The sequence below is a fragment of the Granulicatella sp. 20925_1_45 genome, from assembly GCF_041433555.1.
In the GTDB taxonomy this organism is placed as follows: Bacteria; Bacillota; Bacilli; order Lactobacillales; family Aerococcaceae; genus Granulicatella.
Genome location: NZ_JAPWBR010000004.1, coordinates 46,049 through 70,217, shown reverse-complemented (window position 1 = coordinate 70,217; position 24,169 = coordinate 46,049). Strand labels below are relative to the sequence as shown.

The following is a 24,169-nucleotide window of genomic DNA, read 5'->3' as shown; positions in this document are numbered from 1 at the left end:
AGAATGGGCCTGCGCTCTTGAAATTTAATTTCCACTGTGTTACATTCAAAGTAAGGAGTAGAAAACGCTTTTGTGTAGGCGTTTCTGTGACTTTTATCACAAAATTCGTTTAGGAGAAATGGCAGTTTTGGAACAGTATCATACAGGTACCATTCGATTGATGGGAACCGTCATCGAATTGAAAATTGCGCATCCAGAAGGCGAGCGTTTAGTGGCTGAAGTTTTCGAGCAATTGAAGCGATATGAACATCGTTTTAGCGCAAATGACCCAACTTCAGAGCTAATGGCCGTGAATTTGGCAGCGGGGAAACATGCAGTTTGTGTTCATCCAGAGATTTTTCATTTAGTAAAAATAGGACTGGAAAACAGTTTAGCTGCGGGAAGTCGGATGAATATCTTGATTGGCCCAGTTGTTCAGACATGGCGCGTGGGCTTTAGTGATGCACGAGTACCAACGGATGAAGAGATTAATGCCAAACTGCAACTGACCGATGCAACGAAAGTCGAACTGAATGAAGAGAGTCAGACGATTTTTCTGTTGGAAGAAGGAATGCGAATCGACCTTGGTTGTATTGCCAAAGGGTATATTGCCGACTTGGTGATAGAGCAGCTAAAAGAGCAAGGAGTCTCTTCTGCGCTCATTAATCTTGGTGGGAATGTTCTTACACTAGGGCCAGCTGTTCATCATGAAGATGGGAATTGGTGGATTGGAATTCAAAACCCTAAACTCCTGCGTGGAGAAAATGTGGCGCTTCTTCCGATTCAAGATGAGTCGATTGTGACATCAGGTGTCTACGAACGGGTACTAGAAGTGGATGGAAAGAAATACCATCATATTTTGGACCCTCATACTGGATATCCAGCAGAAACAGACGTTGCGAGTCTGACGATTGTATCGAAGCAATCCGTGGATTGTGAGATATGGACGACTAGACTTTTTGGGAAAAAAGCACACGAAATCTTATTCGAAGTGGAACAACACCCTAACATCGAAGCTGTGTTGATTTTAGAAGATGATCGTATCTTCTACACATCAGGACTGGCTTCAAAGATTCAATTACTCGAAAGGAAGTACTCAAATGGTTAAATTAATCGGTTTAGTCGGAACAAACTCTAAAAAATCAACAAACCGTCAACTATTACAATACATTCAAAAACATTTTTCAGAACAGGCGGAAATTGAACTAGTCGAAATTAAAGACATTCCAATGTTCAACAAACCAACTCCAAAAGTAGTGCCACAAGAAGCACAAGCAATTGCAGATAAAATCGCTGCAGCGGATGGAGTCATCATTAGTACACCAGAATATGACCACTCATGCCCAGCTGTATTAATGAACGCCTTAGCATGGTTATCTTATGGTATCTATCCATTATTAAATAAACCTGTCATGATTACAGGGGCATCTTACGGAACATTAGGTTCTTCACGTGCACAAAGTCAATTACGTCAAATCTTAAACGCGCCAGAAATTAAAGCACGTGTTTTACCAAGTGATGAATTCTTATTAGGTCACGCCTTACAAGCATTCGACGAAGAAGGTAACTTAAAAGATACAGCAACTGTTGAAAAATTAGAAAAGATTTTCGAAGATTACTTATTATTCATTGAAATTACAAAACAATTAGTTCGTGCAAACGAAGCTCGTGAAAAAGAAGCGAAAAACTTCTCATGGGACAGTTCTAAAAAATAAGGAGTGACAGTAGAAAATGAAAATTATTGGTATCGTAGGATCAAATGCGGAATTTTCGCATAACCGTTTATTATTACAATTTATCGAAAAGAAATTCAGTGACTTATTCGAGTTTGAAATCTTAGAAATTAAAGATATTCCAATGTTCAACCAAGACGAAGATCAATCTAAGAGTTTCCCAGTACAATACATGTACAACAAATTAATTCGTGCAGATGGTGTGATTATCGCTACACCTGAACACAACCACACAATCACAGCTGCGTTGAAGAGCACATTAGAATGGATGTCATTCAACTTACACCCATTCGAAAACAAACCTGTCATGATTATGGGAGCTTCTCACTATGATCAAGGGACTTCACGTGCGCAAGTGCATTTACGTAAAATCTTGGACGCTCCAGGGGTAAACGCATATGTATTACCAGGGAACGAATTCTTATTAGGAAAAGCAAAAGAAGCATTTGATGAAGAAGGAAACATTAAGAGCGAAGGAACAGTAGCGTTCTTACGTTCATGCTTAGAAAACTTCGTGAAATATGTGGAGGTTGTAAAAGTGTTACGCAAACCATTACCAACACCGCCAGAAGATTTAGACTGCACAAACCCAATTGCAACAACAGTTCAAGGCGTAGATCCAGATGATCCAGAATGGGTTGAAAAAGCAAGTGAAATCGTTGGTGCTGCTCAAGGAAACGACTATGTTCGCTTAGACCACGGTTTATTAACGGTTGACCAAATCGATATGTTCTTAAAAGCATTACCATTTGAAGTGACATATGCCGATGACAACAACCAATTCTTGTACTATAACTTCAACAAACCAGCAAACAAAATGTTGGCTCCACGTGTGCCAGCTCAATCTGGTAACCGTTTAGGAACAGTTCACCCACCACGTACATTCAAAAATGTGGAATACCTCATTGCGAACTTACGTGCAGGTAACGTGGATTACTTCCGTACAATCGTTCCAAACACTCCACCAGAAATCATCAACGTACACAACTACCAAGCAATGTACTATCCTGATGGTTCTTACGCTGGAATCAACGAAATCGTATTTGACTTCAAACCATGGTTAGATTGGTACTTACAAACAACTGGCCAACGTTTAGTAAGCGCAAATGGTGCTGCACCTGTAGCGGACGCAACAAGTGGCGCTTCAAACAGCGGACATTCAGCTCCAGCTCCTGCAGCAGATGCAACAAGTGGTGCTTCAGATAGCGGACACTCAGCTCCAGCTCAAGCACAAGCAGTAGATGCAACAAGTGGTGCTTCAGAACACTAAAATTTAAAGCGAGAAAGCTAGGCGAATTTTTGCCTAGCTTTTTTTGTGTTTTTTATAGACACAATGGACCTTTGTTCACGCTTCAGAAACAACTGGAAACTGTTTTCTTAAAATTAACAAAAATGTAATGTTCCTAGTATCCAAGTGTAGTGGTTTTGAGCTATAATAAATAGGAGTTTTAGGAATGGAGAAAAACAGTGGGGACTATGAATTATCAAACAACACCTTCTCAAGCACCGACGCACCCACATCCTCCCAAGCAAAAAGAGAAAAAACGGAGTGCGGCATTCGATGGCTTGAAAGGTTTTTTTATACTAGCAATTATTACATATTATTATTTCCAACATTTATTACCGGGCGGATTTTTAGCCGTTAATGGATTTTTAGTGGTCGGAGGCTACTTGACGTTCCGGAATAATATCAAAACATTCGCGGAAGATTATAAAGAGCGTTTCCCAGTGAGAAGTTTGAAGAGAATGTTCTTCCCGATGCTCTTTATGATTGTCGTGACGGTCGCGTTTTTATTCGTGGCGGCACCGCAATTACTTTCTAATATCCGAGGCATGGCGCTTTCGGCAATATTCTTCGTGAATAATGATTATCAAATTTTCTCTCAACAATCATACTTTGTGCAATCGGCGAATCCGAGTCCGTTTGTGCATCTCTGGTATGTATCCCTTTATGTGCAATTATTAATCGTAGGGTATCTGCTTCGAAAACTGATGAAGAAATTGAACTTCCTCAGAATGCAGGAGTTCGCGTTACTCGCATTCTTGACGCTCGCGTCTGCAGCGGGAATGGCAGCACTCTATTGGTTTGAACAAGATCCGTCTCATGTGTACTACTTAGTATCAACGCGTCTGTTTTCGTTCACATTCGGGGCATTACTTAGTTACATTCATGAAGGAAAATTACTACTTCCTGAGCGAGAATCAGGCTCTGTTGTTCCAAACGCATTGAGCCTCATTTGTTTAGGAGCTTTAGGCTGGATGTTTACAACGTTCAATGGAACGCAAGCAGAAGTGTATTATATGATGATGTTTATTTCATCTTTTGTGATGATGCTTCTTCTCTCTTGTACGATTCGCGAGGGTGTGGGGGTTCATTACCTCTTCAGCTTCAAAGGATTTACGTTCTTTGGAAAGAGAAGTTTCTCATACTACTTATGGTTCTATCCGATTCATCTGATTGCGCCAACGTTTTTACGTGAGATTAATGAACAGTGGTTATCAGTAGGAATTCAATTTGCATTAATTTTTGTGATGGCGGAAATCACGTATCAACTGTTTGAACGAGACCGCTTCGTTCTTCCGATTGGACAAGCGCATAGTCCGTATAATTTAACGGCCTATGGAAAATCGAATCTTCCAAAAGGTATGAAGCAATTTGGACTCGTGTTCTCACTCATGTATGTGATTTGTATCGGGCTTGCAGGTCTTGGATTTGCACAAGAAAAGAATCAAAACTCAGCCGTACAAGAGGTTGAGGAGAAGATTCGTCAAAACCAAGCGCTCTTACAAGAGACGACGGCCGAACCGACAACAGAAGGAACAACGACGATTAGTAATGAAGCGAAAGCCAACACGGAACAGCAGGTGAAGCAAACGCCGATTACGTTTGTGGGTGACTCAGTGTTACTAGCGTCTGCGAATAAACTTCGCGAAGTCTTCCCGAATGCCTATGTGGACGGAGAAGTGGGACGTCAGTTGTATTACAGTACGCCAATCGTTCAGAAGCTTGCGCAACAAGGTCGACTTTCTCAAACCGTGGTATTCGTCCTCGGTTCGAATGGGGCTTTTGCGGCTTCTCAAATCGATTCTCTGATTCAAGCAACGGGGAACCGTGAAATCTTCTTAGTCACAGCCGGTTATGAAATTAAATGGGCTAAAGAAGTGAATGAGCAGTTAAAAGCAGCTGCAGAACGTTATCCAAACGTTCATTTAATCGACTGGGGAACTTACGCCAAAGGGCATACAAAACAATGGCTCTTTGAAGACGAAATTCATCCAAACGATACAGGGGCAGCAGAATTAGCGAACCTCATCTTGCAAGAAATGGTAAAATTAAAATTACAATAACCGTGGAGACGACTCGATTTTGAGTCGTCTTTTTTATTTTTTAAAAATATTTTTGAAAACGCTATTGACATTTGAGTGTACTAAGCGCATAATACAGTTAAAGGTAAGTGTATTAACCGGTTAATACACTGATTGGGAATCAAAGAAAGGAGTTACTAATGATCGTATTTGATAAAAGAAGTCCGGTCTACGAGCAAATAATCGCCTATTTCAAAGCGGAAATTGCCTCCCACAGAATGGAAGCAGGCCAAGAGCTGCCGAGTCGGCGTGAATTTGCGCAAACCATGCAAGTGAATCCCAATACGGTCCAACGTGCCTTTCATGAATTGGAGGTCATGGGGTTGATTACGACTGGAAATAATGTCATGAGTCGTGTGACAGAAGATGTAGAACGGATTGAGCAACTAAAAGATGAAATGTTAGATGAGGCGATTGGAAGCTTTACAGAAGCGATTAAGCCTCTCAACTTAACTGCAGAAGATGTTATCGAACATCTCAAAAAACAATTGTAAGGAAGGAGCGGTACTATGTTAACTGTTCAAAACTTAAGCAAGAGATTTGGAAAGAAACAAGTGTTGAATGACATCTCATTTAACGCGAAAAAAGGGGAAGTGACGGCTCTTATTGGTGTCAACGGAATTGGGAAAACAACGATTATGAACTGTATTGCAGGACTATTACCATTTGATAAAGGGAAAGTTGTTATCGATGATATGCCAGCCCGTAAAGTGTTTGCGGAAAAGGTGAGCTACATTACAGATAGTTCGATTATTTCTCCAGACCAAACAGTGGACGAGGCAATTGATTTTATGCGCACGTTCTATCCAAACTGGAATCGTCAAAAGGAAAGACATTTATTAGACTTTTTCCGTTTGAATTTAAAAGATGAAGTACGATCACTCTCGAAAGGGAATGTTGCTAAACTGAACTTGCTTCTCGGGATGGGGCTGGATACAGATTACATCTTGATGGACGAACCATTTTCAGGAATCGACGTGTTTACCCGTGAAGAAATCGCGCGTGTGTTTACAAGCGACCTACTTGATGGACGGGGCGTATTGATTACAACGCATGAAATTAATGATATTGAGTATATCGTCGATAAAGCAGTGCTCTTAAACGATGGACGTGTAGTGAAGGAATTCTATCCAGAAGAAGTCCGCGAAGAAGAGGGCAAATCAATTGTCGATGTGATGAGGGAGGTATACTTACCATGAAGAAAGTCATCAACTTAACGATTTATAATATCGGCCAGGCGAAAGGATTCATCCTCGTGGTGGCCTTACTTCAAATCTTATTGCAACTAGGGTTGAAGGTGAAGACCCTTGCGACGACTGGGTTATTAACCGGACAATTGCGCATTGTGAGTCCTGATATCGTGAAACAAGTCGTGCTAGACCAACTCTCAATCGGACTTCCAGTGTTCTTTGCGGGAACAGCGATTTTGGTTTACTCGGCAGTGATTTGGTCGAGAGAATGGAGCAGCAAAGGCTCATTTATTTACCGTCTACTCATGCTTCCAGGATCCCGTTTTGGAATCTACTGGGCTAAATTATTAACAATGCTTGTGATTACGTTCTTCTTACAAGCCGTTCAAGTAGTTGGGGTGTTCTTAAACTACTACCTCACAAGCTTCTTTATTCCAGAGTTTGCACAGTACCACATCACACCATGGTCGCTTGTGACAAACTCTATGGCAATGCCGCTTCTAGTGCCACAATATGCGGTGCAGTTTCTTCTCATTTTGACGATGGGGATAGCCCTCATCGTGACGGTCTTCCAACTCGCAATTCTTGTCTTTGGGGTTGAGAAGAAGGGGTACGTTCGTAAGGTAACTTCGGTCGTCCTCTACGTTTTAGTCATTGTTGTGACATTCACAGCTATCATGCGCACACAATTTGTCGTTCGTTTAATTGGAAATGAAGCGATGGTCTTTTTAATCGGTAGCATGCTCATTTGGATTGTTTTAAATATGCTACTAAGCGATTATTTATTAAATCATAAGGTTAGTGTGTAAGGAGGGGTTATCATGAAATCAAGTAAATTTGCAACAGCAGTATTTGCCTTTAGTGGACTTGTGTTTCTAGCAACAGCTGGGCACGCAGCGTATCAAGAAGTGAAGCCTGCTCCGGTATCGATTCAATTAACCGATGAAGAGAAAAAATTAGTCGACGGAGCAACCTTTGAAATGTCGTATTCCACAGATGATTTGACGTCGTCTAAGGGCGCAGAGTATGCACTTTTAGATGGAGACGTAAAACGTGTTGGATTTTCCGAGAATGCCTACAACTTCCAAACGAAAAAGAGATTGGCTGACTTTTCTTTTACAGACCGTCCAAATTATGACAATCTGGTGGCGTTTAAGGGGTATGACCTTCTATACGGCTTGACTTATAGCTTTGAAAGCACAACAGATCCAAAAGTGAATTTTAGTATCATCAATAAAGAGACGAAGAAGGTCACAACTGTATCGGTTCCGATTACGAAAGAAGTGCGCGGGGACGATAGTCATTTCATCACGGATGTCACTTTCTATAGAAAAGGCAATACCGTGTATGGAGTGGTTCCGATGCCTGAGTATGAAAATAGAGGCTCGAAAGCACCAACCTATTTCTTAGTAACATTCTCTGTGAACTTAGAAACGGGAGCAACAACTCCGGCAAAACGCGTGAAATTACCAGAGGAATACGCTTCGATTGCATGGGGAGAAGCCAAGAGCTCTCGCATGTATGACCCACAAGTGCTGCTGTTTAAGAGTATGTATTCAAGAGATGAAAAATTCCGCTTAATGACTTTTGATGCTGAGACAGAGAAGTTTACAGAAATCACACCTGAACAGGGCATGAGTGCGGTACAATCGATTCTATACACAGTGGGAGACAAAGCCTATATTGCGTTGGCAGATGAGGTGCCTGCATTTACTGGGTCGGATACGTATGTGAAAGCAAGTGAACGCAAAAATAACGAGACAAAATACTATGTTCTTAATGCAGGGGCACAGAAACTAGAAGAAGCCTTTACGACTGAAACAGATGTCTATGCGCCACAAGTGTACTTGAACAAAGGCAATCTTGTGATGATTACTCTTGTCGATGGCAAACCAACGCTACGTGTGCAATCAATGGAAACAAAAGACATTCTTCTTTCGAAGACGATTGATGTGAAGGATGATGTGTTCTTTATCGATACACGTATGTACGGCATGATGCGTATGAAATAAAAAAATAAGTACAAAAAGAGAGTTCTACCAGTGTGGTAGAACTCTTTCTATTTAAGATTGTTGTTCTTTAAGATGCGGATTTGGTAGTAAGTGGTTTACCCCAATCGCAATGAGCGCTCCGATAATTGTATCGAGAATTCGTTGAATCGCGTAGGCGGTATTTTGGCCTGCCTCTATATTGAAGAAGATGACAAGGAAAGTGGCGCATGAGTTAATCACACCGGTCTTGTTGAATCGATTACAGAATAAAATAATTATTACGATACCAGCAGGTGCCAGTAGTAAATCGGTATATTCTGGAAATGGGAGAACGGCTCTTACGTAGAATAAGATGATAGCCACGACTCCGCCGGTTGTATTTCCGATACAACGAGAAAGTGCGAATTTAAACGTTTGTTGATGGTCTGTTCGCAAGCTGAAAATAGCGGACAAGGCGGCTAACATTGGCGAACCACGATGTAAGACTCTAAATAAAACCACGCAAATAAACACAGACACGGCTGTTTTAAAAGTACGAAGTCCGATATGGAATGGATTATTTGACGATTGTGGCACGCTCTCACCTCTGCTTTTTTTAGATATCGCTATTATAATATATGTGTTTAAAAAATGGTAGAGTTATTGAACAATGCACCTAATAGGTGTATAATGTGTTCAAGAGGTGATGAAGATGCATGAAGCATTTGTATTAATTGTAGTGAACGCTGTTAGAGAACGTTATGTCTCAGAAAAGGCATTTTATACAGAAGAATTGGGGATTAGTGGCCAAAGTTGGACGAGATGGAAGAACGGGGAACGTGGATTGAAGGCAGAAAATCTGCAAAAAATCGCACGCCTGTTTACGGATTATGAGTGGATGCTCGCGAATAAAGTCGCTCGAAATGCAGATGTGCTTCCGGAAGTCGCTTCAGACCCAGTGGCTGAATATTTACGTTTGAAGGTGGCGATTGCGAGTCGCTGGATTCGTCAAGAAAATGTCCGTGTGGATTGGAAAACGGCTGCTGTCAGCAAGGGTAAATTCAAGGAAAATGTTACGATTTTACGTGTGGCAACGGCATATGGTCACTGGAGTTACCAAGATATTATTGAGATTCGTGTGGTAGGAATTACCCATAAACAAATCGGTACGAAAAAACAAGCGCTCCTTGAATGGATGCATGATGAAAAAGCACAACAAAAGTATTTGGAATATAGCAAAAATGCGTTTGTTCCAGAATCTACTTTAGAGGAATAGAAGTTTGCAAAATGAATGCGATACTCTCTTTGGAAACAAGGGGGTATCCATTTTTTTATAGGCCATTTTATGATAAAATTGAAAAGATAAAGAAAGTGGTGAAACTGTGGCGAAAAGAAAGAAAAGAAAAAATAAATTCGTCTTTCATCTTGTCGAGTGGTTCAAGTCATTATCGAAATTGACGGGACTTCTCATCGTAGCTGTAGCAAGCGTTCTTTTGGCCGGGACCATCACATGGTTATCTGAACATAAATCCGAGCCACAGGAAATACATGTGACACAAGATGAATTTTTAAAAGTACTCATCCCAGCGGCGCAACAAGCGTATAAAGACTATGGCGTGTTGCCAAGTGTGAGTTTAGCGCAAGCGATTCTTGAATCGAACTGGGGAGAGAGTTTATTAGCAAGTAAATATTATAATTTATACGGCGTGAAAGGGTCTGCTACTGAACCCAATGTCATCCTAGAAACCGCAGAATTCGTGAACAACACATGGATTACGATTAATGGGCGGTTCCGCGTGTATGAAAGCTGGGCAGAATCAGTTGAAGCCCATGCCCAATTATTAGCGTACGGTGTGGACTGGGACCCAACACTCTATCACAAGGTGCTTGGGGCTAGAAACTACAAACAAGCGGCACAAGCCTTGCAAGATGCAGGTTATGCGACCGATCCAACTTATGCGCAAAAGCTTATTCAAATGATTGAAGAGCATGAATTATATAAATACGATCAATTACCAACAGAAGAAACAACCGTGTCCGTACGAAAGAGTTCGTAACGTTCAAACGGATTAGTAAAGGAGAGGATATTAATGAGTCAGTTATTACCAGGAGCCATCATCGGAATTATCGGTGGAGATGAGCAAGTCGCATCCATCGCTCGCGAAGCAAGAAAAATGGGGTACGTTGTGTACTGCTACCACCAATCGAACGAGGCGGCTATTTCGATGGCTGAGTATGAAATCGTCTCTTCTTACAAAGACCGTGAGGCGTTATTAGATTTCGCAGAAAAAGTAGACACGGTTTTATTATTAACAAACTTAGTGCCAGTCGATGTGCTTTACGAGATCAGCAGCAAAACTCGCTATTATCAATCGTTTGAACTGGCAGAGATTTCGCAAAATCGTACAGTTGAAAAATTATTCTTAGATACGCATGCGATTAACCTTGCACCATACAGCTTAGTGACAACGGTCGGCGAATTACCTTCGATTGTCCAGAGTATCGGCCTTCCAGCGTACTTAGAAAGCAATCTTGTGAAGAATCGCGTGGAAGAAAAGTTAGAGCTTTACGATGAAGACTTTGAAGAGCGCGTTCTTGAAAAACTAGAAGAAGGCCCATGTATGTTAACAGCCTTCGTCCCAGCGCAACGTCATTTTACAGTGACCGTTGTACGTGACTACGAAGACCGCGTGACAGTCCTTCCGATTTCAGAAGATGTCTACATCACGGGTAAATTAAAATACAGTATCGTTTCTCGTCGACTAAATCCAGAATGGGTGCAAGAATTGAAACGCATCGCCTTCAAGATTATGGATAATTTATCTGGAACGACCATTCTTTCGATTCAAGTGAAGATGGGAAATAACGGTATTTTCTATGTGGATGGGGTTAACCAATTACCACTCGTGCAACAACAGTTCAGCAGCGCCTTCTTAGGCCATAGCATGTCTGAAATTCTTGTGCGCGTGGCAACAGGGCTGCCAATCGAATACAAAGAAATCAAAGAAGAAATGATCATCGTGCCAATTTACGAATCGATGATGGAAAAAGCAAGTTTATTAACGTTATTGAAACCACAATGGGACTTCGAGTTCTTCCAATTAACACCAAAACGCGCAACTGACGTGCTTGGTGTGATTCGACTACGCGGAGCTTCAAGTGTGGATTTACTCAGAGAAATTGAAGTAACAGACTTATTTTTCAACGTTCAATAACCTTTACGAAAGGACAGAGTTGTGAAAAATTCGAGTGATTTAATTAAGGGAATGAACCCTCGCCAAAAAGAAGCGGTCATGCATACGCAAGGGCCACTTCTAGTCATGGCTGGCGCGGGGAGTGGGAAGACGCGTGTGTTAACCCACCGCATGGCCTATATTTTGGCAGAAGAAGCGGTACAACCGTGGAATATTTTAGCGATTACGTTTACGAATAAAGCGGCCAACGAGATGAAAGAGCGTGTGGCGGCACTTGTCGGAGAACAGGCACAAGACATGTGGGTATCAACTTTCCACTCGATGTGCGTGCGTATCCTTCGTCGTTACTGTGAGAATATCGGGTTAGCCAAGTCGTTTACGATTATCGATTCAGGCGACCAACTTTCAGCGATGAAACGAATTATGCAAAAGCTCGATATCGATACGGATCGCTTTGAGCCACGTGGGGTGTTGGCAAGCATCAGTAATGCGAAAAATAATTTCGAAGATGCTGAAACATTTGCGAAGAACCATTTGGACTATGTGAGCCAAATTTATGCGAAATGTTATAAAGAGTATCAAGCAGAAATGCGAAAAAATATGACGGTAGACTTCGATGACCTTATCATGTTGACCGTGAAATTATTCCAAGAACATCAAGAGGTGTTGGATTATTACCAACAACAATTCCACTATATCCACGTGGATGAGTATCAGGATACCAACCACGCGCAATACTTATTGGTGAAGCTCCTTGCAGATAAATTCAAAAACATCTGCGTTGTAGGGGATGCCGACCAAAGTATTTACGGATGGCGTGGGGCTGATATGGAAAACATCTTGTCATTTGAACAAGATTATCCGGATGCCAAAGTGGTCCTTCTCGAGCAAAACTACCGTTCGACAAAGACCATCTTAAAAGCAGCCAACCAAGTCATTGAAAATAATGTGAATCGTAAGCCGAAAGAATTGTGGACCGACAATGAAGCAGGTGAGAAAATCACGTATTACTGCGCCTTTTCTGGGGATGATGAATCTCGTTATGTCATCAGCACGATTCAAAAAATGGTGAACTTCGACGGGTATGACTATAGCGATTTTGCGGTGCTTTACAGAAGTAACGCGCAGTCACGTACTCTTGAAGAAGATTTACTAAAGGCGAATATGCCATTCAAGATGGTCGGAGGCCAGCGTTTCTATGAACGCATGGAAATTAAAGACCTTCTTGCTTATTTACGACTACTAGTGAACCCAACGGATGACTTTAGTTTCAGACGTGTGGTGAATGCGCCAAAACGCGGTATCGGAGATAAGAGTATCGAAAAACTCGCTCTCTTTGCCGAAATGCATAGTTTCTCGCTACTTGAAGCAGCCGGAAGTCCGTTAAACGGCATTTCTGGAAAAGCAGGTAAGGGATTAGCTGATTTTGCACAACTCATCGCCGATTTAACGAAGATGCAAGAGTTTGTGACATTAACAGACTTGATTGAAGAAGTGATGACAAAATCAGGGTATATTACAGCCCTTGAACAAGCACGTACGATGGAAGCCGATGCGCGTATCGATAACATGCGTGAGTTCTTATCGGTAGCCAAAGAGTTCGAAGAACAACGACTCGATACAGAGGCTGAAGAATCACCACTCGTCCAATTCTTAACAGACTTGTCACTAGTGACAGATATGGAAAGCGAAGAAGAAACGAGCGCTTCTCAAATCACCTTAATGACCTTGCACGCGGCAAAAGGACTTGAGTTCCCGGTTGTGTTCCTTGTCGGAATGGAAGACGGGATTTTCCCATCAGGACGATCACTCCAAGAAGATGGCGAAGAAGAGGAACGTCGCTTGGCATATGTAGGGATTACCCGTGCTGAGAAGAAACTCTTTATGACCCGTGCGTACTCACGACTTCTTTACGGGAAGACACAAAACTATCGTGAGTCACGATTCATGCAAGAAATTGATGACAGCTTATTAGAAAAAGAAGGCGTAACGGTGAGTGATTCGTATTACTCAAGCAGTTTCTATACGAACGATTCGAAATCTTCTTATGGAACGCGTAGCCAAACGTCATCGTATGGAGCACGTAGCACCTCTCAGTCTACGTCATCAACAGGTGGCGGAGGATTATTTGACCGCTATCGCTCAAGTAGCCAATCGTCTAATGGCGGTGGCTATTTACAAAAGAAACAAACGACACCAGCGCGTATTCAACGTGCGGATAAGCCACAAGCAAGTTCATCTTCAACAGATGGATGGACTGTGGGCATGAAAGTGTCACATAAAAAATGGGGAACAGGAACCGTTGTCCGCATTACTGGTGAAGGGGACCGCCAAGAGTTAGATGTGGCCTTTGCAGGAATGGGGATTAAACGACTCCTTGCAAGTTTTGCCCCAATCGAAAAAATCGAAGAATAGAGGATGAAGATGAGTACAACGATTCAACAAAGAATTGAAGAGCTAAAAGAACAATTAAATCGTTGGAGTCATGAGTATTATGTGGAGGATAAGCCTACTGCAACCGATGCACAGTACGACAAGGCATATCATGAACTAGTGGCGCTTGAAGTTGAACATCCGGAATTCGTGACGCCTGATTCGCCTACGCAGCGTGTGGGTGGAGAAGTGCTCGACCAGTTCCAGAAGGTGACGCACACGAATCCAATGCTCAGCCTTTCAAATGCTTTCTCAAAAGAAGACTTGGAAGAATTCGATGCGCGTCTTCGTAAATTAACGAACCGTGCGATTGAATATGTGTGTGAATTGAAAATCGATGGACTCTCTATCGCGTTGACGTATCAAAACGGACAGCTCGTACTCGGAGCGACTCGTGGTGACGGAACGACTGGGGAAGACGTAACAGGGAATGTTCGCACGATTAAATCTGTGCCACTTTCTCTAAAAGAACCTTGGAATATCGAAGTGCGCGGGGAATGTTATATGCCGAAAAAAGCATTCGTAGCACTAAACCAGTCGCGTGAAGAAGAAGGACTCGAAGTTTTTGCTAACCCAAGAAATGCGGCGGCAGGAAGTCTTCGTCAGCTCGATCCAAAAATTGCGGCGAAGCGAAACTTATCCGTATTTCTTTATAGCAGTCCAAGTGTGGAAGAACTTAATGTTTCAACCCAAGAAGAGCTATTAGAAAAAATGGCAGAGATTGGCTTTGTCACAAATCCAGAGCGCTTAAAATGCCAAACGATTGATGAAGTCTGGAATTACATTGAGACGATTGCAGCGAAGCGTCCAGATTTACCATATGAAATTGACGGTATGGTGATTAAGGTGAATGACTTTGCCGCTCAAGAAGAAATCGGATTTACCGTGAAAGCACCACGTTGGGCGATTGCGTATAAATTCCCGGCAGAAGAAGCGCAAACGATTGTCCGCGATATCGAGTGGACGGTTGGGCGTACGGGGGTTGTAACGCCAACTGCGGTGATGGATCCCGTTCAACTAGCAGGAACGACGGTGCGCCGTGCGAGCTTGCATAATATTGACTTGATTAAGGAGCGCGACATTCGTCTAGAAGACACCGTTGTGATTCATAAGGCTGGAGACATTATTCCAGAAGTCACACGCGTAATTTTAGAGAAACGTCCTGCAACGAGTCAGCCGTACGAGTTTCCAACGACTTGTCCGGTCTGTCATGCAAAATTAGAACATTTGGAAGAAGAGGTGGCGATTCGCTGCTTGAATCCAAAATGTTCTGCTCAATTGACAGAAGGGTTAAGCCACTTTGTTTCACGAAATGCGATGAATATGAGTGGAATTGGGCCACGTGTCATTAAGCAACTCTTTGAAGAAGGGCTTGTTCTCGATGTGGCAGATTTATATCAATTAACACTAGACCAGCTATTAGCGTTAGATAAAATTCAACAAAAGAGCGCAGAAAATATTCTTGAAGCAATTGAGAAGAGTAAAGAAAACTCATTGGAACGCCTCGTTACAGGACTTGGAATCCGTCATGTCGGAACCAAGGCGGCGAAAGAATTAGCGCAACATTTTAAAACGATGACAGCTTTGAAAGAGGCGAGCATTGAACAATTGTTGGAAATTGATGGTTTAGGTGATATTATTGCTTATAGTGTAAAAACTTATTTTGAACAACCATCTGTTCAAGAATTAATTCAAGAATTGCAAGATAGTGGCGTGAATATGACCTATCTTGGAGTGACAAAAGACGACTCAGCTGCCTCAGGACACGTCCTCAGCGGTAAGACGGTCGTATTAACAGGGACTTTAGAACAATTAACAAGACAAGATGCAAAAGAAAAACTCGAATCGCTTGGCGCCAAAGTGACTGGTTCTGTTTCTAAGAAAACGGACGTGGTGATTGCGGGTCATTCTGCCGGAAGTAAATTAACGAAGGCCAATGACCTTGGTATCGAAGTTTGGAGTGAGCAACAGTTTCTCGATTCTCTTGCATAGAAAGGATGTCACATGAGAAAGAAATTACGATTGGGATTACTTGGATTAGCCAGTGTGATTTCGCTTGCTGCCTGTGCAGACGTTACAAGAGCGAATCAACCTAGCACGAATACCAATAAAGATTCCAATACAAAAGTAGTACAATCAACAACAAATCAATTATCAAACAATTTTTACCGCGCGCTTATCACAAATGGTAAATACGAAGTGAGCCAAAACCGCGGTGCGACATTAAGCTTAAACACAGGGTTCAACTTAAAGAACTTTGAAACAGGATTGATTGACCTTTCAAGAAGCGTGTTCCCAACGAACCAATACTTCTTCAGAGAAGGCCAAATCATCGATGCGGAAACAACTGCAAAATGGATTGCGCGTAAGAGTGATAAAAATCCAGACGGGTTAAACCCTGCTGATAACGGAGATACGTCTCCAACAGGTCGTGCGCCAATTTATTTAGCGCAAATCCTCGAACAAGACTACATGATTCAAACAGAAAACAACTTTGAATTAGGTGGGATTAGTATCGGGATTGCGATGAATAGTGTGGATTACTACACGAACGATGGCAAAGACGCCGAAACAGAAATCTCAAATGAAGCGATGATCGAACAAGCCAAAGCGATTGCCAACACAATCCTAACAAGACTGCGTCAAAATGATGCATTGAAGGCTGTGCCAATCGTATTTGGAGTGTTCCGTCAAACGTCTAAAGATGATATCGGCGGTGGGGTATACGTTCTTGAAGCAACTTCAGTAGAAGGAACAGAGATTACAAACTGGTCAAACGTGAACCAAAAAGTAGTTGTGCTTCCATTAGTGAACGAATCTGCGACAGAAGAGTCAACAGCATTTGAAAACTTTAGAACAGAAGTGCAAAACTTCTTCCCGAACCTCTCAGGAGTAACGGCTCGCGTGATGTATCAAGATAATGTGGCTAAGAAGATGGTCGTGAATATCATGACGCAATTCTATGGCGAATCAGAAATTATCGCTTTAGCACAGCACGTAACAGACGTTGCGAATAAATACTTACCGAAAACAACACCGGTAGAAGTTCGAATCAGTTCAATCAATGGAGTAGAGGCGTTCTTACTGCAAGATATGTCGCAAGGTGTCTTCACCTACCATATCTTTGATTAACGTTGACGGAGGCAGAAGTGCCTTTTACAATAGTAAAGTAATGATTTTGAAAGCGAGGAAAAAACATGGCCATTGAGGAAAAAGAAGTTAGACACGTTGCCAAACTTGCAAAGCTAACTTTTGCCGACAATGAAATCCTTCATTTTACAGAACAAATGAGCGATATCATTGATATGGTGGAACAATTAAACGAAGTAGATACAACGGGTGTGCCTGTCACAACTCACGGATATCCATTAGTGAATGTGATGCGTGAAGATGTTGCTGAAAAAGGAACAGACCGCGACTTGTTAATGCGTAATGTGAAAACAAGCGAAGATGGATTTATTCAAGTGCCTGCAATTATGGGTGAAAACGAGGAGGGTGAAGCGTGAGTATTATTGAAAACAAAACATTAGTTGAGCTTCACGAAGGCCTTCGTAATAAAGAATTCACTTCTGTGGAATTAACAAAAGAAACATTCGAACGTATCCATGCTTTAGAACCTAAAGTAGAAGCGTTCGTGACATTAAATGAAGAAGAAGCACTGCAACAAGCAGCCGCTGCTGATGAAAAAGGCTACGGCGAAGAAGCTTCTCTTCAAGGTCTTCCAATCGGGATTAAAGACAATATCGTCACTCGCGATCTTTTAACAACTGCTTCAAGCCGTATGTTGGAAGACTTCAACCCAATTTACGACGCGCACGTAATGGAATTATTAAAAGCAGAAGGTGCGGTGAACGTTGGTAAATTAAACATGGACGAATTTGCCATGGGTGGTTCAACAGAAACTTCTTACTTCAAGAAAACAAAAAATCCGTGGGACTTAACAAAAGTTCCTGGTGGATCTTCAGGTGGTTCTGCCGCAGCGGTTGCTTCAGGCGAAGTACTAGCTTCACTTGGTTCTGATACAGGTGGTTCTATCCGCCAACCTGCAAGTTTCACAGGGATTGTTGGGATGAAACCAACTTATGGTCGTATTTCTCGTTACGGTTTGATTGCCTTTGCGTCAAGCTTAGACCAAATCGGACCATTTACACGTACCGTTCAAGATAACGCCTTAGTATTAAGCGCGATTTCAGGTTATGATCACCGCGATTCAACAAGTGTGCCACAAGAAGTGCCTGCTTACCATAAAGGATTAACAGGTGACATCAAAGGCATGCGTATCGCGTTACCAAAAGAATATTTTGCGGAAGGTGTGGACCCTGAAGTTCAAGCAGCTGTCTTAAAAGCGGCTGACCAATACCGCGAAATGGGGGCTATCGTAGAAGAAGTGAGCCTACCTCACTCTAAATACGGTATTCCAGCGTACTATATCATCGCTTCATCAGAAGCTTCTTCTAACTTACAACGTTTCGACGGAATCCGTTACGGTCACCGTTCAACAGAAGCAGAAACATTAGAAGATTTATACGTGAAGAGCCGTTCTGAAGGGTTCGGAATGGAAGTAAAACGTCGTATCATGCTTGGAACATTTAGCTTAAGTTCTGGTTACTACGATGCATACTTCAAGAAAGCGGGTCAAGTACGTACTTTAATCAAACAAGACTTTGCAAAAGTATTTGAAAACTATGATTTAATATTAGGACCTGTAACAACTTCTGCCGCATTCGGATTAGGCGCACACAGTGACGACCCAATCGCAATGTACATGGCAGACTTATTAACAGTTCCTGTAAACTTAGCTGGGCTACCAGCGATTTCAGTTCCTGCTGGCTTCACAAACGAAGGCCTACCAGTCGGAATTCAATTAATCGGAAATTACTTCCAAGAAAAAACGATTTACCAAGCAGCGTATGCATTTGAACAAGCAAATGATTACTACTTACGCCGCCCACAATTATAAGGAGGAACAATGACATGAACTTTGAAACAATTATTGGTTTAGAGTGCCACGTTGAATTAAAAACTGATTCAAAAATGTTCTCTCCATCACCAGCGCATTTCGGTGCTGAACCAAATACAAATACAAACGTGATCGACTGGGGATATCCAGGGGTACTTCCTGTCGTGAATAAACGCGCGTTAGAATTCGGGATGCGTGCAGCTCTTGCGTTGAACTGTACCATTTCACAAGATACAAAATTTGACCGTAAAAATTATTTCTACCCTGATAATCCAAAAGCGTACCAAATCTCTCAATTCGATTACCCAATCGGTCATGATGGCTGGATTGATATCGAAGTAGAAGGACAAACAAAACGTATTCGTATTGAACGTGTCCACTTAGAAGAAGATGCGGGTAAAAATACGCACGGAACAGACGGATTCTCATATGTGGACTTAAACCGTCAAGGAACTCCACTGATTGAGATCGTATCAGAAGCAGATATGCGTTCTCCTGAAGAAGCCTATGCGTACCTTGAAGCACTTCGTCAAATCATCATGTTTACGGGTGTTTCTGACGTGAAGATGGAAGAAGGTTCAATGCGTTGTGACGCGAACATTTCAATTCGTCCTTATGGTCAAGAAAAATTCGGTACAAAAACAGAGTTGAAAAACTTAAACTCATTTAACAACGTACGTAAAGGGTTAGCGTTCGAAGAAGTTCGTCAAGCGAACGTTCTACGTAATGGAGGAGAAATCCTACAAGAAACACGTCGTTTTGATGATGCGACTGGTCAAACCATCTTAATGCGTGTTAAAGAAGGTTCAAGTGACTACCGTTACTTCCCAGAACCAGACCTACCAAACTTCCATATTTCAAATGAATGGATTGAAGAAGTGCGTGCGTCAATTCCTGAAATGCCAAGCAAACGTCGTGAACGTTATGTGAGCGAATTTGGCTTGCCAGAATACGATGCAATGGTATTAACGTTAACAAAAGAAATGTCTGATTTCTTCGATGCAACAGTTGCGGCTGGTGCCGATCCTAAACAAGCGTCAAACTGGTTAATGGGTGACATCTCAGCGCACATGAACAGCAAGAAATTAGAATTGAAAGACTTGAAGTTAACGCCAGAAAGCTTAGCAGAAATGATTCAATTAATCGCAGACGGAACCATCAGTTCGAAATTAGCGAAGAAAGTCTTCTTGTTATTAGCAGAAGAAGGCGGAACGGCAAAAGGCGTTGTTGAAAAACATGGTATGATTCAATTGAGTGATCCTGCTCAGTTATTACCGATTATTCAAGATGTGTTGGCGAACAATGCACAGTCGATTGAAGACTTCAAGAATGGTAAAGACCGTGCTGTTGGATTTTTAGTTGGGCAAATCATGAAGCAAACGAAAGGGAAAGCAAACCCTGGCGTTGTAAACCAACTATTACAACAAGAGTTAGCGAAATACTAAAATAAAAGAATATATATTTGATGGCTACGAATTTTTCGGCTTCTTTTTGGGGTTCGAATCCTTTCGGATTGCTGTTATAAAAACTGTTATGAGGTACCGGTTCGAGCCTATGGTCTCTCACCTTTAAAGCCTCAAAGAGGGCGTAGGGAAAAATTTCCTTACGCCCTCTAATTCGCATTTAATACGAATTCCCATAACTGTTTTTATAACATCCGAAAGGTTCTCCCTTCCAAAAAAGTTCCGAAAATTCTCCGCCATCAAAGACTTTTTTGAATTTACGAACCTTTTTAGAATAGGGGTTTGCAATGCAGAGTTTGCTTGCCCGCTAAAAATCCAGAAAGGGAGAAGGGAAGAAAACGAGAGGGGGATGGACTGTGAAGTTAACGATTGAAACGGTTTTGAGTCAAGGCGGAGAAACGATGAAGCAGCGGATGCTAGCGGATGCGACGCGTCTTCGCAAAGACTCTGGTTTTGTGCTTAGTTATGTAGAGGATGAAACGAATACGCGTGTGAAAGTGGAAGTGGATACAACAGGGGAAGTGCCGCATGTGACACTTCATCGTCAAGGCGATGCGCGTAGTAAAATGGAATTCAATAAAACAAAGGCGACGAAAGGAATCTATGAATTAGGTGCCGGTCGTCAAATGCATTTTGATATTCAGACAAAACAACTACACGTGGAAGAAACGGAAGAAACCATGCTAGTGGTTCTGGAATACCAGTTATTCCAACAAAGACAGCTGATTACAAGCTCGCTTGTGACGTTCCATTTACAAATAGGAGAAAATGCATAAAAAATCTCTCTAAAGTAGCACAATATGAAGAATCTGTGCTATACTGTTTAGGATGAACAGGAAAGGAAGTGTAACCATTGGAATTAAAGAAACTCGATGGCATTAATAAAAACGAATTATCAATGGTCGAAGTAGCGCATGCTATTTTAGAAGCTAAGAATGAAGTTTTAGATTTCAACCAATTATTAGTAGAAATTCAAGAATACATGGAATTAAGTGACGAAGCGTTAGAATCACGTATGGCTCGCTTCTATACAGACTTAAATATCGACGGAAGCTTTATCTCACTAGGAGATAACCGTTGGGGATTACGTGCTTGGTATCCAATCGATTCTATCGATGAAGAAATTGCGACATCTATGGAAGACGAAGAAGTGAAGAAACCTCGTAAGAAACGTAAGAAAGTTAACGCGTTCGGCAGTGACGATCTTATCGATTACAACGATGATGATCCAGAAGATGAAGAGCTTATCGATGATGAAGAGCTTGATAGCGATGACTTAGACGACGATATCGATGTAGATCTTGAAGACGATGTAGATGAAGAAGACGAAATTGATGCTTACCGCTCTGACTTAAACGAACTAGGTGCTGACGAAGACTTAGTCGACGAAACAAGTGTAGAAGAAGATTTAATTATCATTGATGACGAAGATTTAGATAAAGACTTCGACGAAGAAGACGATGAAGAATAATCTTTGGAAATAGTTAGAAAAATAATGGCACAACTTATGAAAAATTTTTATTCATAAGTTGTGCTTTTTTGTGAAAAAGGTGTATAATACACCTGATGAGGGTAAATTTGGAGGAAAAAATTTGAAAAATAAACTACTCAAAATATTTGATAAGACGTTCTTAAAATTTATCGTCGTTGGAATTATAAATACATTGTTCGGAACGGCTATTATGTTTTCCAGTTTTTATATACTAGAACAACTTCAATGGTTTTCTTACGATATCAATTATTGGACTTCATCAGCGTTGAATTACTTATGCGGAAGTATCTTGAGTTATTTCCTTAATAAGAAATATACGTTTGAGGTGAAGGAAACAAGTAAGGAATCCATCATCCGATTCGCGATTAATGTATCCGTATGTTACTTTTTAGCATATGGAGTCGCAAAACCTTTAGCTTTGTATCTTTTCCAAGGAGCAGGAGAGAGACTACAAGGGTATATCGCGCTCGTGATTGGCATGGGGTTGTTTGTATTATTAAATTACGTGGGACAACGTTTTTGGGCGTTCAAACAAGATGAGGCCACAGAGCCAAGAAAAGGAATGGAGGAAAAAAATGAAATCTAGCTTCAAGAAAACAGTAGCTTTCGTTGCGATGATTGCATGGGCGATTTTAGGATTAACGTTAATGCAACCTGTGAACGCAGCTACAGTAACACCAACAGTGTCAAACTTAAAAGCAACAGCAGCTGGTCAAAAGGTAACATTTTCTTTCGACTGGGATTTAACAGGTAAATCTGTTAAAGAAGGAGACACTTTCACAATCGATGCTCCAGAAGGTGTCAATATCACTGAAATCGCAACACAATCACTACAAGCAAACGGCGCTGAAGTGGCGACAGTTTCGATGACAGGTAAAAAGATTACTTTTACTTTCAAAAAAGCAATCGAATCAATGAACCAAAACGTAAAAGGTGGATTCTCATACAAAGCGGAATGGGATAACACTCCAGGAAACCCTGGCAACAAAACAGCTACTTCAAAAGTAGGTTCAGAATCAGTGGTAATCACTCGTCCTGACGGTCCTGGCGTATTTGAATCAGTAATCAATAAATACAACCTTACTGGGGACTATGTATCTAAAGAGTTCAAATTAGACGCATCTGAAAACTATGCATGGATGAAAGTCGGAGATGACTACTACTTAACTAAATGGTTCATCCGTATTAACGGAGATGGCAAAAAACAAGCTTTAACAAACCCAGTGGTAACAGACCGTATTCAAGCTCCAGCGGTAGATTACTCTAAAATCACTTTTGCTCCAGCTGCGAACCATGCAGCAAGTGAATTCTTTGTGGGAACTTACTTAAAACCATCATTCACATTAAGAAAAGGTGGAAAAGTAGTTGCTTCAGGTTGGGATTTCTGGAAACATGTTAAGTTCGATGCAGACGGTAATGGATTTACTGTGAATTTATCTGACGTAAGTGATGTGTTTAAAACAGCTACAGACGATGAATTAATCATTGAATACCAAACATTAATTCCTAAGACTACAATCCGCGTAGATAACAACGCTACATTGAAATCTGACGAAATCACAACTCCACAAGAAGACCCAGCGTTCTGGAACAACACAGAATTGAAATTCTGGGTGACTGGTGACACAACAGTTACAGTTCAAAAAGAATGGGTTGGCGATAGCGAAGCAGACCGTAAAGACATCACAGTTCAATTAGTAGCTAATGGTCAAAAATTAGACGGTATGACTAAGACTTTAACAAAAGGGTCAGACTGGAAAGCAGAATTCACGAACTTACCTGGTATTAAAGACGGTAAGAAAATTGAGTACTCAGTAGAAGAAGTAAACACTCCTGATGGATATACTTCAAAAGTTGAGAAAATTGATGATTCAAACGTGATCAAAGTTGTGAATACTTCAAACAAACCAACTACAACAACTACTGAAGCGACAACAACAACAACGACGACGGAAGCACCGGCGACAACAACAACAACGACGACGGAAGCACCGGCGACAACAACAACAACGACGACGGAAGCACCGGCGACAACAACAACAACAACGACGGAAGCACCGGCGACAACAACAACAACGACGACGGAAGCACCGGCGACAACAACAACAACAACAACGACGGAAGCACCGGCGACAACAACAACAACAACGACAGAAGCAGGAACAACATCTTCAACAACTGGTTCAACTACCGTGGTTCCTCCAGTTTCTGAAACTTCAACAACTACTCCAAACCCAGAATTACCAAACACTGGTTCAATTCGTGACGCTTACTGGGTATTATCAGCAATCTTCGCTACAATTGGTGCAATCGTATTTGTAACAAATAAAAAAGCTGAAGAAAAATAATTTAAAATGTAAATTTTAGACGAGCAGGTTTTCCTGCTCGT

22 protein-coding genes are annotated in these 24,169 nt (G+C 41.6%); 21 read left to right on the top strand and 1 reads right to left on the bottom strand.

Annotated features, from left to right (window positions below; genetic code table 11):
* Positions 1 to 118: 118 nt before the first annotated feature.
* From O3798_RS02545 to O3798_RS02510, 8 genes are all read left to right on the top strand, one after another.
* Positions 119 to 1,087 carry an FAD:protein FMN transferase gene (locus O3798_RS02545; protein ID WP_371463043.1) on the top strand — a complete coding sequence of 323 codons (969 nt, stop codon included), beginning with the start codon at positions 119 to 121 and terminating at the stop codon, positions 1,085 to 1,087.
* Positions 1,080 to 1,694, top strand: a complete 615-nt coding sequence (locus O3798_RS02540) for an NADPH-dependent FMN reductase (protein WP_371463041.1) — start codon at positions 1,080 to 1,082, stop codon at positions 1,692 to 1,694. The genes O3798_RS02545 and O3798_RS02540 overlap by 8 nt, the downstream gene beginning before the upstream one ends.
* A gap of 16 nt (positions 1,695 to 1,710) precedes the next feature.
* Positions 1,711 to 2,982, top strand: a complete 1,272-nt coding sequence (locus tag O3798_RS02535; RefSeq protein ID WP_371463039.1) for an NAD(P)H-dependent oxidoreductase — start codon at positions 1,711 to 1,713, stop codon at positions 2,980 to 2,982.
* 206 nt (positions 2,983 to 3,188) lie between these two features.
* Complete coding sequence (locus O3798_RS02530; RefSeq protein ID WP_371463037.1) at positions 3,189 to 5,060, top strand: acyltransferase family protein; 1,872 nt, start codon at positions 3,189 to 3,191, stop codon at positions 5,058 to 5,060.
* 158 nt (positions 5,061 to 5,218) lie between these two features.
* On the top strand, positions 5,219 to 5,572 hold the full coding sequence (locus O3798_RS02525) for a GntR family transcriptional regulator (protein ID WP_371446695.1): 354 nt from the start codon (positions 5,219 to 5,221) through the stop codon (positions 5,570 to 5,572).
* Between the two features lie 15 nt (positions 5,573 to 5,587).
* The gene (locus tag O3798_RS02520) at positions 5,588 to 6,277 is read left to right on the top strand and encodes an ATP-binding cassette domain-containing protein (RefSeq protein WP_048711145.1); all 690 of its coding nucleotides are present in this window, start codon (positions 5,588 to 5,590) and stop codon (positions 6,275 to 6,277) included.
* On the top strand, positions 6,274 to 7,077 hold the full coding sequence (locus tag O3798_RS02515; protein WP_048711146.1) for a hypothetical protein: 804 nt from the start codon (positions 6,274 to 6,276) through the stop codon (positions 7,075 to 7,077). Before O3798_RS02520 ends, O3798_RS02515 begins: the two co-directional genes overlap by 4 nt.
* Positions 7,078 to 7,089: 12 nt before the next feature.
* On the top strand, positions 7,090 to 8,280 hold the full coding sequence (locus tag O3798_RS02510; protein ID WP_371463034.1) for a hypothetical protein: 1,191 nt from the start codon (positions 7,090 to 7,092) through the stop codon (positions 8,278 to 8,280).
* A gap of 51 nt (positions 8,281 to 8,331) precedes the next feature.
* Here the strand turns inward: O3798_RS02510 and O3798_RS02505 are convergent, their stop codons facing one another.
* Complete coding sequence (locus tag O3798_RS02505; protein ID WP_371463032.1) at positions 8,332 to 8,835, bottom strand: aromatic acid exporter family protein; 504 nt, start codon at positions 8,833 to 8,835, stop codon at positions 8,332 to 8,334.
* A gap of 115 nt (positions 8,836 to 8,950) precedes the next feature.
* Here O3798_RS02505 and O3798_RS02500 point away from each other — a divergent pair, with 115 nt between their 5' ends.
* The 13 genes from O3798_RS02500 to O3798_RS02440 all read left to right on the top strand — a co-directional run bounded on the left by O3798_RS02500 (position 8,951) and on the right by O3798_RS02440 (position 24,128).
* The gene (locus O3798_RS02500) at positions 8,951 to 9,514 is read left to right on the top strand and encodes a helix-turn-helix domain-containing protein (RefSeq protein ID WP_371463030.1); all 564 of its coding nucleotides are present in this window, start codon (positions 8,951 to 8,953) and stop codon (positions 9,512 to 9,514) included.
* A 106-nt stretch (positions 9,515 to 9,620) separates the two neighbouring features.
* Entirely contained in the window at positions 9,621 to 10,295 is a 675-nt protein-coding gene (locus tag O3798_RS02495) for a glycoside hydrolase family 73 protein (protein WP_048713640.1), read from the top strand.
* A 33-nt stretch (positions 10,296 to 10,328) separates the two neighbouring features.
* Positions 10,329 to 11,453, top strand: a complete 1,125-nt coding sequence (locus O3798_RS02490; RefSeq protein ID WP_371463028.1) for an ATP-grasp domain-containing protein — start codon at positions 10,329 to 10,331, stop codon at positions 11,451 to 11,453.
* Positions 11,454 to 11,474: 21 nt separating this feature from the next.
* Positions 11,475 to 13,847, top strand: coding sequence for a DNA helicase PcrA (gene pcrA / locus O3798_RS02485; protein ID WP_371463025.1), 2,373 nt, complete (start codon positions 11,475 to 11,477; stop codon positions 13,845 to 13,847).
* A 3-nt stretch (positions 13,848 to 13,850) separates the two neighbouring features.
* Positions 13,851 to 15,857 carry an NAD-dependent DNA ligase LigA gene (ligA, locus tag O3798_RS02480; protein ID WP_371463022.1) on the top strand — a complete coding sequence of 669 codons (2,007 nt, stop codon included), beginning with the start codon at positions 13,851 to 13,853 and terminating at the stop codon, positions 15,855 to 15,857.
* A 12-nt stretch (positions 15,858 to 15,869) separates the two neighbouring features.
* Positions 15,870 to 16,997: a CamS family sex pheromone protein gene (locus O3798_RS02475; RefSeq protein WP_175814475.1), complete on the top strand. Its 1,128-nt coding sequence runs from the start codon at positions 15,870 to 15,872 to the stop codon at positions 16,995 to 16,997.
* Between the two features lie 65 nt (positions 16,998 to 17,062).
* Positions 17,063 to 17,371: an Asp-tRNA(Asn)/Glu-tRNA(Gln) amidotransferase subunit GatC gene (gatC, locus tag O3798_RS02470; RefSeq protein ID WP_048713625.1), complete on the top strand. Its 309-nt coding sequence runs from the start codon at positions 17,063 to 17,065 to the stop codon at positions 17,369 to 17,371.
* Positions 17,368 to 18,825, top strand: a complete 1,458-nt coding sequence (gene gatA, locus O3798_RS02465) for an Asp-tRNA(Asn)/Glu-tRNA(Gln) amidotransferase subunit GatA (protein ID WP_371463020.1) — start codon at positions 17,368 to 17,370, stop codon at positions 18,823 to 18,825. The genes gatC and gatA overlap by 4 nt, the downstream gene beginning before the upstream one ends.
* A 14-nt stretch (positions 18,826 to 18,839) precedes the next feature.
* The gene (gene gatB / locus O3798_RS02460) at positions 18,840 to 20,270 is read left to right on the top strand and encodes an Asp-tRNA(Asn)/Glu-tRNA(Gln) amidotransferase subunit GatB (RefSeq protein WP_048713615.1); all 1,431 of its coding nucleotides are present in this window, start codon (positions 18,840 to 18,842) and stop codon (positions 20,268 to 20,270) included.
* Between the two features lie 374 nt (positions 20,271 to 20,644).
* On the top strand, positions 20,645 to 21,064 hold the full coding sequence (locus tag O3798_RS02455) for a DUF1934 domain-containing protein (RefSeq protein ID WP_371463018.1): 420 nt from the start codon (positions 20,645 to 20,647) through the stop codon (positions 21,062 to 21,064).
* 77 nt (positions 21,065 to 21,141) lie between these two features.
* Positions 21,142 to 21,759, top strand: coding sequence for a DNA-directed RNA polymerase subunit delta (gene rpoE / locus O3798_RS02450; protein WP_371463016.1), 618 nt, complete (start codon positions 21,142 to 21,144; stop codon positions 21,757 to 21,759).
* Positions 21,760 to 21,880: 121 nt separating this feature from the next.
* The gene (locus O3798_RS02445) at positions 21,881 to 22,366 is read left to right on the top strand and encodes a GtrA family protein (protein WP_371463014.1); all 486 of its coding nucleotides are present in this window, start codon (positions 21,881 to 21,883) and stop codon (positions 22,364 to 22,366) included.
* On the top strand, positions 22,356 to 24,128 hold the full coding sequence (locus tag O3798_RS02440) for an Ig-like domain-containing protein (protein WP_371463012.1): 1,773 nt from the start codon (positions 22,356 to 22,358) through the stop codon (positions 24,126 to 24,128). The genes O3798_RS02445 and O3798_RS02440 overlap by 11 nt, the downstream gene beginning before the upstream one ends.
* Positions 24,129 to 24,169 lie beyond the last annotated feature (41 nt).

Bases quoted from the DNA above. Each gene is read 5' to 3' on its own strand.
- O3798_RS02530 (WP_371463037.1), top strand. From the start codon at position 3,189: ATGAATTATCAAACAACACCTTCTCAAGCACCGACGCACCCACATCCT.
- O3798_RS02520 (WP_048711145.1), top strand. From the start codon at position 5,588: ATGTTAACTGTTCAAAACTTAAGCAAGAGATTTGGAAAGAAACAAGTG.
- gatC (WP_048713625.1), top strand. From the start codon at position 17,063: ATGGCCATTGAGGAAAAAGAAGTTAGACACGTTGCCAAACTTGCAAAG.
- O3798_RS02515 (WP_048711146.1), top strand. From the start codon at position 6,274: ATGAAGAAAGTCATCAACTTAACGATTTATAATATCGGCCAGGCGAAA.
- ligA (WP_371463022.1), top strand. From the start codon at position 13,851: ATGAAGATGAGTACAACGATTCAACAAAGAATTGAAGAGCTAAAAGAA.
- O3798_RS02500 (WP_371463030.1), top strand. From the start codon at position 8,951: ATGCATGAAGCATTTGTATTAATTGTAGTGAACGCTGTTAGAGAACGT.
- O3798_RS02475 (WP_175814475.1), top strand. From the start codon at position 15,870: ATGAGAAAGAAATTACGATTGGGATTACTTGGATTAGCCAGTGTGATT.
- O3798_RS02510 (WP_371463034.1), top strand. From the start codon at position 7,090: ATGAAATCAAGTAAATTTGCAACAGCAGTATTTGCCTTTAGTGGACTT.
- gatB (WP_048713615.1), top strand. From the start codon at position 18,840: ATGAACTTTGAAACAATTATTGGTTTAGAGTGCCACGTTGAATTAAAA.
- O3798_RS02535 (WP_371463039.1), top strand. From the start codon at position 1,711: ATGAAAATTATTGGTATCGTAGGATCAAATGCGGAATTTTCGCATAAC.
- O3798_RS02540 (WP_371463041.1), top strand. From the start codon at position 1,080: ATGGTTAAATTAATCGGTTTAGTCGGAACAAACTCTAAAAAATCAACA.
- O3798_RS02440 (WP_371463012.1), top strand. From the start codon at position 22,356: ATGAAATCTAGCTTCAAGAAAACAGTAGCTTTCGTTGCGATGATTGCA.
- O3798_RS02525 (WP_371446695.1), top strand. From the start codon at position 5,219: ATGATCGTATTTGATAAAAGAAGTCCGGTCTACGAGCAAATAATCGCC.
- O3798_RS02490 (WP_371463028.1), top strand. From the start codon at position 10,329: ATGAGTCAGTTATTACCAGGAGCCATCATCGGAATTATCGGTGGAGAT.
- O3798_RS02545 (WP_371463043.1), top strand. From the start codon at position 119: ATGGCAGTTTTGGAACAGTATCATACAGGTACCATTCGATTGATGGGA.